Here is a 12,498-nt window from a genome sequence, read left to right as displayed (position 1 = left end):
CCGAGTTCTGCCGTTTCCAAGACTTAATGCTGCACTGCAGCTATGCGGAAAGCGCAATGCTGGATGACTAAGAATTAGGCAGAACTTTTGCGCCTCAATACCTCCCGACAGATTTTCCAGGCGTGTCAGGTGTTCCGGATGGAGAGCAGCATGCGGTGCTGCAGCGATGATCTCACGTGCCGGCGCGCTGCGTCTTCGGCTGCCTCGCTGTTGCGGGCCAGGAGCGCGGTGACGATCTCCTGGTGTTCCTTGCAGGCGTCAGCGGCCCGCGTTCCGCGCGACAGCAGGCTTGGCAGGAGGGACATCGTTACAGACAATTGGCTCAGGCTGCGCAGAAGATAGCGGTTGTGCGCGGCCAGCATGGTCATCCGGTGGAACTTGACGTTGATCTCCCCGAGCTCATCAAAGTCTCCGAGATGATCCGATTCCGATTCGGCAATTTCGGCGATGGTGCGAAGCTCGATATCGCTTGCGCTCTGGGCAGCCTGGCGCGCCGCCGCGCCCTCCAGCACTTCCCGCATAAAATAAAGTTCGACGATCTGCTGATGACTGAGGTCGGTAATGATCAGGCCGCGCCTGGGTTCGTTCGTCAGGAGGCCGTCCGCCTCCAGCCTCACGATTGCATCTCGAACCGGAGTTCTCGACACGCCGAAGCGGGTCGCCAGATCCGCCTCGGTCACGCGCTCGCCAATCGAGAGCGTGCCCTTCCGGATCGCATCGCGCACCTTGTGATAGACTTCAGAGGTCAGGTCTCCAGATCCAAGCGGATACTCTCCCGGCTTGGTCTCTGCAGCGGGCTCCTTTTTGTCACTTTTCAGCTTCGGCCGCGCCGCCATTTGTGCCCCACTCATCTGCTCAATGCCGGACCGGTTTCTTAGGGGAAAATGCCAAATGTGGCAAGGACCGCCAGGTACAACCGAATACATCTGCATGGCGCCAGACATAAGCACGAGCGATATCAATCTTCGCCGACAGGTCGGCGAAGATTGAATTCAGGCCTTCCGATCTGTCTTTGCAGCAAGAAGGCGGGACATGGCCGGAATGGATTCCCCGCCGGTGTCAAACTTCGTGATCAGCTCAAAAAGTTCCTCACACGCGGAGGAGCCGAGCACCGGTTCGACGAGCCCCTTGAACTTTTCATGGATATCGGTCCAGCTCAGGGGTTTGTCGGGGTGGCCGAGAACCACATCGACGGAGGTTAGCAGCTGCTGCCCATCGGAAAGGCTGATTTCGAGCCTTGCTGCCACTTCCGACTGGCCCTTCACCGGAATGCATTCGATCTTCGGCAGCAGGTCGGCGATGAAGGGGTCGTTGAGCGTCGTCTCGTTGAAATCAAAGGCGCTCAGACGGTAGCCGGCGATCCCCATTGCGATGCAGAAATAGGTGCTGAACCGGCCTTCAAGACCGGTCTTCGGTGCCGGGTTTCCAGCCGCGATCAAGGCAATCGGGTTCACATATGCGGTGATCTTGGTGATCGTCCGGTTGCCCAGCTGATCTTTGACGCCCCGTGCAGCCTCGGCGGCCGCATGCGTGGCCCTGCAGCTCGCAAACAGCTTGTAGCCGTTTTGCAGAAGGTACCATTGCTTCTCGAAATCAAGTTCGGGGATGACAAAATCCGCATCCTTCAAAAAGGACGGAAGAATCCCCTTGTCCGCTTCGTAGAGGTCTGCTGCAGCAATGAAGCCAGCCTTGGCCATTTCGGCAGCGAGGACGCCGTCCATGGCGGCTTTTCCCGCATGAAACGGCTTTGAGTGCGTTCCGAAGGAACCGACCAGGCCGCCAGCGGTGGTCGCTGCCACACCCAGGGCGTTCGCGGCCCCTTCAGTATCGAGACCGAGAACGACCGACGCTGATGCCGCAGCGCCGGCTCGGCCGAAGATGGATGTCGGGTGAAAGCCGTGTCGCTGAAGGGTCCGCCCGACACCGCTTTGCCCACCGCCGCCGAGCCGTGCCATCACCTCGTAACCGGTGACGAACGCCTTCAGCGCCGTCTCGTCGGATGAACCGAGATGTTCCGCCAGAGACAGCGCTGCCGACCAACACGGACCGCTTGGGTGTCCGCCACCGGCGTAATGGACATCGTCCAGATCCATGGCATGGGTCATGGTGCCATTGAGCAGGGCTGCCATCGCCGGCTGGGTTTGCCCACCCAAGAAAATGCGCGCTTTGCCAGGAGCATTCCAGCTCGCAGCCAGGCGCCTCAGCGATTGAACGGCCGGATCTTCGTGCCCGGCAATGGAAACGCCGATGTAGTCTGCCAGGGCTTGACGCCCCGCCTCCTTGACGTTGGCCGGCAAGCTTGCATCGCCGGCACCGGCGACGAAGCGCGCCAGCGTAGCCGACCGGTCTTTTTGGATGGTCATCTCGTTCATAACTTTTCGCTCCGGCGCTATCGAAACACGCATTGCACTCAAATCAAAACATATGTATGCATCGGTATACACTATGTCAATCCTCGCGGCATTGGCGATCGATGAACGTCGAAAGTCCGAAGCGATCCAGATCGCCATTGCCTGATTTCCGCCTCGATAGCCGGAGCATGAAGCATGTCACTCGCCCTGGAACTCGCCACGCGCGCCGGCGCACTCGATTTTGAGAGATTCGACCCGGAGGCCATCAAGTGGGCCAAGCAGGCGATGGCCGACATGGTCGGTTGCGCACTTCTGGGAGCGAATACGGATACGACCACCATGGCGATCGAGGCGGGGGCCTTCCCTCCTGGGAACTGCCTCGTGCTGGGGCGGAAAATGCGACTTGGAAAACTCGAGGCCGCCTTCGTCAACGGCACCTCTGGGCACGCCCTGGATTATGACGACACCAGCAAATCGCTCTCCGGACATCCGACCGTGATCATCGTCCCGGGCCTTCTGGCATTGGCCGAAGAGCTCGGTTCCACCGGCCGGGATTTCGTCGACGCCTATATTGTGGGTGTGGAAACCGCGACGCGCATGGCCCGTGGTCTCAACTTCTACCACTACGAAAAGGGCTGGCATCCGACCGCGACACTGGGAATTTTCGGGGCGATTGCCGCAGCGGCTCGCCTCATGCGTCTGTCGGAGAAGCAGATGGCGGATGCCCTTTGCATCGGTGCCTCCCTGGCGTGCGGGGTCAAGGCGAATTTCGGCACCCCGGTAAAGCCCATGCATGCCGGATTGGCCGCGCGCAACGGGCTGTTTGCGGCCCTCCTAGCGCAAGAGGGTTTTGAGGCCTCGCCAACGGCGCTGGAAGGCAAGCAGGGCTTCCTTGAGGTCTTCAACGGTGCGGGGAATTACAACGTAGACAAGATGCTTGACGGATGGGCGCGCCCTCTCGATTTGCTGGAGCCGGGAATCTCGATCAAGAAATACCCCTGCGTCTACAGTGTTCACGGGGCAATCGACGCTGCCATTGCCCTGCAAGCGGCGATCAAGCCGGCAGATGTCGAATCCGTGATGGTGCGCATGCATCCGCGTCGCATGCTACCCCATGTTCTCAACCCGGCGACCAGCGCGCTCAATGCCAAGTTTTCGCTTTCCTATGCCGTCTCGCGGGCCCTGGTGAATGGGGCTGTGACGCTCGATCATTTCGAGGATGAAGCGCTTCACGATCCCGATGTCGTCCGCATCATGAATCTGATCCAGATGAAACCTCTGGAAGACCTCTCCCATGACTACGGCGCGGAGGTCACAGTCACACTCAAAGACGGATCGACCCTCACCAATTTCGTTGCGGCTCCCCTTGGCCGAGGGCCCGAAGTGCCCATGCCGGAGACGATGCTGGCGGCCAAGTTCCTGGACTGCGCCGATCGTGCGGTGACGCGGCAGAGCGCCCAGACCGTTTTCGAGATGCTCATGGCACTCGATACCCTCCCGTCGATGCGAGATCTGACCGCCGAAATCAATGCCGGGACGCTGAAGTGATGGCTGCCACCCGCGAGGAGACCCCTACCATGACCTTTGCCCAGGAACTGGCCAAACGCGCCAATGCCATCAGACTGGCCACCGCGCCGGTGGAAGCCGTGCGAGCCGCCACTTTCGCCATTGCGGACACGCTCGGCGTTGCTCTTGCCGGCTCGTCTGCGCCTTATCTCGATGGTCTGGCGTCAGCACTCGGTGCCGCAGGCAATCATGGAGCGGCCAGTCGGATCGGTCGCAAAGGACGTTATTCCGCGCTTCATGCTGCGCTGCTCAATGGGACCGCTGCACACGCGCTCGACTTCGATGACTGCAGCGTCGTCATGTCCGGCCATCCGTCGACGCCCGTCGTCGCGGCGCTGCTGGCGTTGGCCGAGGAACGAGAAGCCAGTGGTGGGGCGGTGCTGGAAGCCTATCTGGCCGGGGTCGAGGTGGAAATGCATCTGGCCCGCGCCGTGATGCCGCATCATTACGACAAGGGTTGGCATCCGACCGCGACGCTCGGCGTCTTCGGCGCGGCAACGGCTTCGGCCCGTCTGCTGGGCTTTGATGACGACCAGTTGGCCAGCACTTTGGCGGTTGCCGTCTCAATGGCGAGCGGGATCAAGTCCAATTTCGGTAGCCCGGTCAAGCCGTTGCATGTGGGGCAGGCCGCATTCAACGGTCTACTTGCCGCAAAAACGGTGGCACACGGGATGACATCGAATGTTGCTGCGTTCGAGCATACCTACGGGTTCTTCGAGGTCTTCAACGGAGCCGGCACCTTCGATCCCGAGAGAGCGCTTGAGGGCTGGGACCGGTTCGAAATCCTCGATCCCGGTATCGCGGTCAAGCAGCATCCGTGTTGCGGCAGCGCCCATTCTGCAATCGACGCCGCCCTTTCGATCCGCAAGGCCTGGGGTCGAGACGTCGGCGACGCCATCGAGACAATCGAGATCTGGACGCACGAGCGGCGCCTGGCGCACACCAACCGGTCGATGCCAGCCACGGGGCTGGAGGCGAAGTTCAGCGTTCAGTTTCTCACCGCGAAAGCACTTCTCGACGGCATGATCAGCCTCGGCGATTTCGATGATGCGCGCTTTATGACGCCTGATGTCAAAGCTCTTCTGCCGCGCGTGGTCGCCCACTCCCATCAGGAGAAGAACGAGTATCTGGGACGCGTTCGGGTCGTCATGAAGGATGGAACGGTCCTCGAAGATAGCGCGACGACAGAACTCGGGCGCAATTCCTTCGACCTTCACGCCAGCGGCGAATTGGAGCGCAAGTTCCTGGATTGTACGCGCGGCCATCTGGGTGAGGCGGAAGCACGGTCGCTGCTCTCCGACATCCTCGCCGTGCAGGAGGCGCCCAATTGGCTCCCCATCATCCGGGCTATCGCAAACGAGAAAAGGGTATGAACATGCTGAAAATCTATGGACGTTCGGATTCTTCGAATTCGGCCAAGGTCTATTGGCTGCTCGACGAAATCGGTCAGACATATGAACGCATCGACTGCGGCGGAAAGTTCGGTGGAAACGACCAGCCCGCGTATCTCGCCATGAACCCCAACGGCAAGGTGCCGACGGTCGTGGACGGTGATGTGGTCGTCTGGGAAAGCAATGCTATCCTTCGCTACATCGCTAGCCGGCACAAGGCGGTTTCGCTGTGGCCGGAGGACGCAGCGGGACGGGCCGCGATCGACATGTGGATGGATTGGAGCGCGACGACGCTGACGCCGCCGCTCGGACGTCTTCGCAAAGCCCTGAAGGCCGGCGAAGAATTTGCCACCGCCCCCGTCTTCGCTGCTTTTCAACTCCTGGACACGCATTTGGAAGGCAGCAGGTACATCGCCGGAAATCAATTCTCGATCGCAGACATTGCCGCTGGCGCCAATATTCATCGTTGGACGTTGCTATCGCTCGAAAAGCCGGAACTCAAGAACATTGCGGCCTACCACCATCGCCTTCTCGAGCGCCCGGCATTCGTCAGCCGCATTGCCCAGTCTTTGAGCTGATCACAGATGGCGGCAGATGTGCCGGAGTGGACAGTCCAGCAGAACGCTGGCTCACTTACGGTACCTGCCGCATCTGCCCGTGATGGCCGCAGGCAATATCTGCGGGCTAGAATTTGGTAAATTTCAACCGGATGCGGTAGCCGTTTGCGATATGCCGGCGCGCGGCCGCTTCCGCCGCATCACCGTCGCCGGCGGCGATGGCGGCCACGATTTCCTCATGCTCCTCCTGGGCGCTCGCGACGCGTTCAGGCAAAGTGTAGGTGGACGCCGGGAGCAGGCTCAAGTGGATACGAAGGTTGTTCAGGGCGTCGATCATGTATTGATTGTGCGACGCATTGGCGATGTAGCGATGCAGCTGCTTGTTTGTCTCACTCAATTTCGCGGGATCGGTCACGCCCCGGTCGTTCTTGACCATCTGCTTCATGACGTCGATTTCATATGGTGACGCATGCTGTGCTGCCAGTCGCGTTGCCATTCCCTCAAGACCTTCGCGCACGGCAAAGAGCTGGCGCGTCTGATCATAAGAGATTTGAGCCACGACAAGGCCGCGCTGCACGCCATGTTCGGCAAGGCCCATGGCGTGCAGACGATGCAGGGCCTCTCTCACCGGGGTTCGGCTAATCCCCAGCTGTGATGCCAGATCCGTTTCCCTCAGGCGTGTGCCGGGAGGCAGGTCCCCCTGCTCAATCGCGTTGAGCAGAAGTTCCAATGGTGAGCTCTTCTCCGGCTCGCCATCTATTCGCAGATCCATTCCTGCACCCAATTTCTCGATAGCATCACTCAGTCTTCAAGAGCGATGATCTAAATGCTGCGTAATTGTATGCATAGAATTTTCTTGCAGCCATCCCGGTTGACTGAAGACGTTACGCGCTCTTCAACCGGGCGAAGCCGGCTTCGATCTCGTCAATGAGATCAGCCGGGTCCTCAAGGCCGACGTGGATGCGGATCGTTTGCCCGCCCGGTGACCACTGAGTGGCGGTACGATACACGGAAGGATTGCTCGGAACCATCAGGCTTTCAAATCCACCCCAGCTCGACCCCATGCCGAAGAGCGTGAAGCCGTCGAACATACGTGCGAGCGCGGTGCGATCAGTCTCGCGGATAACGAAGCCAAAGAGACCGGAAGAGCCGGTGAAATGACGTTTCCAGACATCGTGGTATGGGTCGCTTGCTCGGCCCGGATGCATGATCCGGATCACCTCATCCCTGGACGCCAGCCAGTCTGCAACAGCGAGCGCATTGGTTTCGTGCTGACGCATACGAACGCCCAGGGTGCGAATTCCACGCATGGCGAGGAATGCATCGTCAGGGCTGACACATACGCCGAAGCGAAGATAGGTCTCACGCAGCCGCTCATAGACCGATGCCGTGCAAGCAATGGTGCCAAGCATGATGTCACTGTGGCCTGAGATGTACTTGGTGCCCGCCTGCAAGGAGATGTCGACGCCCTGAAGGATCGGCTTGCAGAAATAGCCGCCTGACCAGGTGTTATCGATGGCTGTCACAACGCCCTTTTTACGGGCGATCGCCGTGATTGCGAGAACGTCCTGAACCTCGAAGGTCTGAGAGCCAGGCGATTCCATCCAGATGAGACGGGTCTCAGGGCGGATCAGCTCCTCGATGCCGGCGCCGATCGACGGATCATAATAGGTGGTCTCGACACCGAAGCGGCTCAGCAGCTGGCTGCAAAATTTCCGCGTCGGGCCGTAGCTGTTGTCGCTGACCAGAAAATGGGCGCCCTGATCCGCAAAGGACATCAAGACAACGGAGAGCGCCATCACACCCGACGGGGCGATCAGGGCGGCATCCGCCTCCTCCAGAGCGCAAATCGCATCCTCCAGCGAATGCGTGGTCGGCGTGCCTCTGCGGCCATATCGCAGTTTGGCTCCATCCTTCGCGTCCAGTTGGCCAAGCGTTGGGAAGAGGATAGTCGATGCGCGATATATCGGTGTGTTTACAGCACCATAGTGTTGTTCAGGGTTGCGTCCACAATGCGCAATTATCGTTTCCTGGCCATGTTTTTTTTGCATGCTGGTTTGCTCTCGATCGACTGAGTGACGCTTGAAATTGTTTGTTGCATCCAACGAAGAACATTTGTATACAAATGTTGCTCAGGCGTCAACCTAAGCGGCGGCCAAGAGGAAAAGGCCCGCTGCAAATGCCAGGTACTCAACGAAGGGGATCCAATGCGTACTTTGAAAGCATGCCTACTCGCCGCAACCGTCGCACTGGCAGCAATGCCGGTTTCTTCCGCATTGGCGGCCAATGGAGATACACTGAAGCAGGTCAAGGAGCGCGGCCTTGTCCTTTGCGGTGTGCACCCTGCCCGCCATGGTTTTGCCGCCCCAGATAGCAAGGGTGTCTGGGAGGGGTTTGAAGTCGACTTCTGCAAGGCGCTTGCGGCCGCCGCCCTCGGCGACGCGGAAAAGGTCCGTTACGTTCCCCTGTCATCACAGCAGCGTTTCCCGGCGATCCAGTCCGGCGAAGTCGATGTGCTCGCCAGAAACGTCACCGCCAACCTGTCGCGCGATACCGCGCTGGGCCTCAATTTTGCGCCGCCGATTTTCTATACGGGTACGGGCTTTCTCGTGCGGGCCGACTCCGGCGTCAAAAAGGTCGAGGATCTTGACGGCGCTGTCATCTGCATGGCGCCGGGAAGCACCACCGAGCGTAACGTCGCGCAGATCTTCGCTGCCCGCGGCCTCAAGTACACGCCTGTGGTGATCGAGAATAACAAGCAGCTCGTCGACGCCTATGTCACAGGTCGCTGCGATGCCCTGACGAAGGATAAGGCGGCGCTTCCGGGCGTGCGTGCGGTTGATACACCAAATCCGGCCGAACACGTCCTGCTGGAAGGCATCTACTCGAAAGAGCCGCTGGCAATGGCAGTCCGTCAGGGCGACGACCAGTGGTATGACATCGTCAAATGGGTGGTCTTCGCAACATTCAATGCCGAAGAGATGAAGGTCTCTCAGGCCAATGTCGACGAGATGCTGAAGTCGGATGACCCTGACATCCAGACCCTTCTCGGGGTGATCGGCGACAATGGCAGCAAGCTGGGACTTGACCAGAAATGGAGCTACAACATCATCAAGCAGGTCGGGAACTATGCCGAAATCTATGAGCGGCACTTTGGCCCGAACACGCCGATCGCACTCGACCGGGATCTGAACCGCCTGTGGAATGATGGCGGCATCCTCTACGGCCAGCCGATGAACTGATTGTGATGCTGCGCCGCGATCGCCGGCGCAGCATGCTCCCTTGGATGACGGCTCGTCATTCCCCTATGTTCAAGGAAAGACAATGTCCTCTTTAGATCCGCCCACAGGGTCGTCTCTCCCGCGCAGCAGCATCTCCGGGATTCTATACAGTGCGGCCTTTCGCTCCATCGCCTATCAGGTGGCCATGGCGATATTCGTTCTCCTTGCGGGATATTACCTCTATTCCAACGTCACGGAGAACCTGCGGGCCCAGAACATCGCCACAGGTTTCCGCTTCCTTTCCGAGGTTTCCCAGTTCGAGATCGGTGAAGCCCTGATCGACTATTCCTCCCGCGATACTTATTTCCGGGCTCTTCTGGTCGGCCTCTTCAATACGCTGGCAGTGAGTGCTGTCGGGATCGTGGTGGCAACGGTGATCGGCTTCTCCGTTGGCATCGCGCGCACCTCGGACAACTGGTTGCTCAGCAAGCTGGCCCGGTTTTACGTGGAGATCGTTCGCAATATTCCCGTTATCCTCCAGGTGATCTTCTGGTCGGTGGTCATCCGCAACCTACCGGCACCTCGTGGCGCATTCGAATTGTGGGGCGCTGGCTTCCTCAGCAATCGCGGCCTTACCATTGCGATGCCTCTCGGCCATCCATCCCATTTCTGGATGCTCATCGGCCTTGTCGCCGGCGTGGTCCTGTCGATCGGCGCCGCGCGACTCGTCAGGCGCTGGAATGAACAGACCGGCAAACATGTCGACAGCCTGTGGGTGTCCCTGGCACTCATTCTGGGACTGCCTTTGCTGATCTGGCTCGCCTCAGGCGCGCCGCTTGACATGAGTGTTCCCGCCCGCACCGGCTTCAGCTTCTCGGGTGGATCCACGTTGTCGCCGGAATTCGTGGCGCTGCTGATGGGGATTTCCATCTATGCGTCCGGCTTTATCGCCGAAATCGTCCGAAGCGGTATCCAGGCGACCCCACGGGGGCAGATCGAGGCCGCCAAGACAATTGGTCTGAAGCCTTGGTTCATCACCCGCTACATCGTCATGCCGCAGGCGCTGCGCGTCATCGTGCCGCCGCTGACGAGCCAGTATGTCAGCCTGAGCAAGAACAGCTCCATCGCCGTGGTCGTCGGATATCCGGACCTGGTCAACATTGGCAATACGGTCATGAACCAGACAGGTCAGGCAGTCGAAGCGGTCGCCATCATGATGATCGTGTACCTGACGATCAGCGTCTGCACGTCCCTGCTGATGAATTTCTACAATCGTCTTGTTGCGATCAAGGAGCGATAGACATGGCTCAGACGGAGATTCTTGAACGATCGACGGATCTGCCGCCGATCTCGGCGTCCGGTCCGGTTCAGTGGGCACGGCGTCATCTCTTCAGCAGCATTGGCCAGACCTTGCTGACCCTCGCTGTGGCAGCCGTCTCGGTCCGCGTTGCGTGGTTCCTGTTGAACTGGGCCATCCTCGATGCCGTGTGGTTCACAACAGATCCGCAGGTCTGCCGCGATGCGGCTGGCGCCTGCTGGGCGGTGATCGTCGAGAAACATCGGCCGATCTTGTTCGGCATGTATCCCTACGATCAACACTGGCGGCTTGTGCTGGTCATCGTCATCTATCTGGCGACCGTCATCGCATCGCTGAGCCCGGTTTGCTGGAGCCGCAGGATTTTGCTGCCGCTCTGGACACTTTCCATCGCTGCAATGACGATTTTGATGTTCGGCGGCGTGCTGGGCTTGACCTATGTGCCGACCAGCGAATGGGGCGGATTGCCGCTGACCATCATCCTCTTCACGGGCTCGGTTCTGTTCGGCATGCCGATCGCCGTGGTCCTCGCCCTGGGCCGACGTTCGCCCTTGCCGGTTGCGAGGGGGCTGTCGGTCATCTTCATCGAGAGCCTGCGCGGAGTGCCGTTGATCACCATCCTCTTCGTCGCCGTCAACATCTTCCCGCTTTTCCTGCCCGCCGGCATGGAGGTGAACAAGCTCCTTCGCATCACACTCTCGATTGCGGTGTTCTTCGCGTGCTATCAGGCGGAGGTTATCCGCGGTGGTTTGCAGGCCATCCCGCGAGGTCAGTTCGAGGCCGCCGCGTCGCTCAACATGACGTATTGGCAAACCACCAGACGCATTATCCTGCCACAGGCCCTGCGGATCTGCTTGCCGGCCATGACCAACCACGTCATTGCGGCGATGAAGAATACGTCCTTCGTCATCATCATCGGCCTGTTCGATATCCTGACGGCGACAACTGCAGTGATGCAGGACCCATTGTGGCGGCAGTTCTACATCGAAGCCTATCTTTTCGTCGCGCTCATCTACCTCGTCTTCGGCCTGGCGCTTTCCAGCTATGCGCGCCGTGTCGAGAGCTGGGTTGCGGTTGGTCGCATCTGAGATCATGAAAGGTCATCTCGTGACAGCTAACGATTCTTCTCCCATGGTCATTCAAATGAATGGCGTGTCCAAATGGTACGGTACCTTCAAGGTGCTCAATGACATTTCGTTGGAAATTCGCAAAGGTGAACGCGTCGTGATGTGCGGACCTTCGGGGTCTGGCAAATCGACCCTGATCCGCTGCATCAACCGCCTTGAAGAGCACCAGAAAGGGCAGATCTTCGTCAAGGGCATCGAACTGACCGACAGCATCAAGAACATCGCGGCGGTTCGCAGCAATCTCGGCATGGTCTTTCAGTCCTTCAACCTTTTCCCTCACCTTACCGTGCTCGAAAACCTGACCATAGGCCCAACGCTCGTCCGGCAGATGAAGCGCAAGGAGGCTGAGGAACTTGCCATGCATTTCCTCCGCAAGGTTCGTATTCCGGAGCAGGCGCACAAGTATCCGCTTCAACTGTCTGGCGGACAGCAGCAACGCGTGGCGATCGCCCGCTCTCTGTGCATGGAGCCGGAGATCATGTTGTTCGACGAACCAACCTCGGCACTTGATCCAGAGATGATCAAGGAAGTGCTCGATACCATGATCGAATTGGCTGAAAGCGGAATGACGATGATCGTCGTCACGCATGAAATGGGCTTTGCCCGCACCGTTGCCGACAGTATATTTCTGATGGCAGACGGTAACATCGTGGAGCGGGCCGGGCCGGAGGAATTCTTCGCCAATCCGAAGCACGAGCGAACGCGAAACTTCCTGGATCAGATATTGAAGCACTGAGCGCTTGGCGGAAAGGGAAGCTCTCACGAGCATTTCGTCGAGAGCTTCCCGTCTGGTCCTGTCGCGATTGACCGCCTTGAAGGGATCCGAACCGACGACCCGTCATAACTTCGGATCCAAGCAGGCAGATCAAGAAGCTGGTTCGACCGAATGTCGGGAAGGCAGCCGTATAGCCGTCCGTCCGCTTCTGTCTTTGAATGAACAGAAGCGGACATCTCAAGTCGGCGCGCATTC

The 12,498-nt window shown here is 59.2% G+C and carries 11 protein-coding genes; 7 read left to right on the top strand and 4 right to left on the bottom strand.

All coding sequences use genetic code 11. The annotated features are described in order from the left end of the window. Window positions 1-125: 125 nt before the first annotated feature. Window positions 126-944 carry a GntR family transcriptional regulator gene (locus DFO46_RS21595; protein WP_210210658.1) on the bottom strand — a complete coding sequence of 273 codons (819 nt, stop codon included), beginning with the start codon at window positions 942-944 and terminating at the stop codon, window positions 126-128. 48 nt (window positions 945-992) lie between these two features. After that, window positions 993-2,510, bottom strand: coding sequence for an MmgE/PrpD family protein (locus DFO46_RS21590; protein ID WP_210210657.1), 1,518 nt, complete (start codon window positions 2,508-2,510; stop codon window positions 993-995). A 36-nt stretch (window positions 2,511-2,546) separates the two neighbouring features. On the opposite strand from DFO46_RS21590, the gene DFO46_RS21585 reads away from it, so the two are divergent. From DFO46_RS21585 to DFO46_RS21575, 3 genes are read left to right on the top strand one after another with little or no spacing between them, the layout of a single operon-like run. Further along, window positions 2,547-3,899, top strand: a complete 1,353-nt coding sequence (locus DFO46_RS21585) for an MmgE/PrpD family protein (protein WP_120279038.1) — start codon at window positions 2,547-2,549, stop codon at window positions 3,897-3,899. Window positions 3,900-3,928: 29 nt separating this feature from the next. Then, window positions 3,929-5,290 (top strand): MmgE/PrpD family protein, encoded by a 1,362-nt coding sequence (locus tag DFO46_RS21580; protein ID WP_120279037.1) that lies wholly within the window; start codon window positions 3,929-3,931, stop codon window positions 5,288-5,290. Continuing rightward, window positions 5,287-5,886, top strand: a complete 600-nt coding sequence (locus tag DFO46_RS21575; RefSeq protein WP_120279036.1) for a glutathione S-transferase family protein — start codon at window positions 5,287-5,289, stop codon at window positions 5,884-5,886. Before DFO46_RS21580 ends, DFO46_RS21575 begins: the two co-directional genes overlap by 4 nt. A 106-nt stretch (window positions 5,887-5,992) precedes the next feature. Here DFO46_RS21575 and DFO46_RS21570 read toward each other — a convergent pair whose 3' ends face one another. Together DFO46_RS21570 and metC are read right to left on the bottom strand one after the other, a co-directional pair. Then, window positions 5,993-6,595: a GntR family transcriptional regulator gene (locus DFO46_RS21570; protein ID WP_245422686.1), complete on the bottom strand. Its 603-nt coding sequence runs from the start codon at window positions 6,593-6,595 to the stop codon at window positions 5,993-5,995. A 154-nt stretch (window positions 6,596-6,749) separates the two neighbouring features. Then, window positions 6,750-7,970, bottom strand: coding sequence for a cystathionine beta-lyase (gene metC / locus DFO46_RS21565; protein ID WP_245422685.1), 1,221 nt, complete (start codon window positions 7,968-7,970; stop codon window positions 6,750-6,752). 111 nt (window positions 7,971-8,081) lie between these two features. Between metC and DFO46_RS21560 the strand changes: the two genes are divergently transcribed. From DFO46_RS21560 to DFO46_RS21545, 4 genes are all read left to right on the top strand, one after another. Beyond that, window positions 8,082-9,107 (top strand): amino acid ABC transporter substrate-binding protein, encoded by a 1,026-nt coding sequence (locus DFO46_RS21560; RefSeq protein WP_245409008.1) that lies wholly within the window; start codon window positions 8,082-8,084, stop codon window positions 9,105-9,107. A gap of 82 nt (window positions 9,108-9,189) precedes the next feature. After that, window positions 9,190-10,386: an ABC transporter permease subunit gene (locus DFO46_RS21555; RefSeq protein ID WP_210210656.1), complete on the top strand. Its 1,197-nt coding sequence runs from the start codon at window positions 9,190-9,192 to the stop codon at window positions 10,384-10,386. A gap of 2 nt (window positions 10,387-10,388) precedes the next feature. After that, entirely contained in the window at window positions 10,389-11,489 is a 1,101-nt protein-coding gene (locus DFO46_RS21550; RefSeq protein WP_110793743.1) for an amino acid ABC transporter permease, read from the top strand. A gap of 43 nt (window positions 11,490-11,532) precedes the next feature. Next, on the top strand, window positions 11,533-12,264 hold the full coding sequence (locus tag DFO46_RS21545; RefSeq protein ID WP_120279033.1) for an amino acid ABC transporter ATP-binding protein: 732 nt from the start codon (window positions 11,533-11,535) through the stop codon (window positions 12,262-12,264). Window positions 12,265-12,498: the final 234 nt, after the last annotated feature.

This window comes from Rhizobium sp. AG855, from assembly GCF_003610655.1.
Taxonomy (GTDB): domain Bacteria; phylum Pseudomonadota; class Alphaproteobacteria; order Rhizobiales; family Rhizobiaceae; genus Allorhizobium; species Allorhizobium wuzhouense.
Note: the sequence above shows the minus strand (reverse complement) of the source record. Positions and strands in the feature narration are given on the sequence as shown.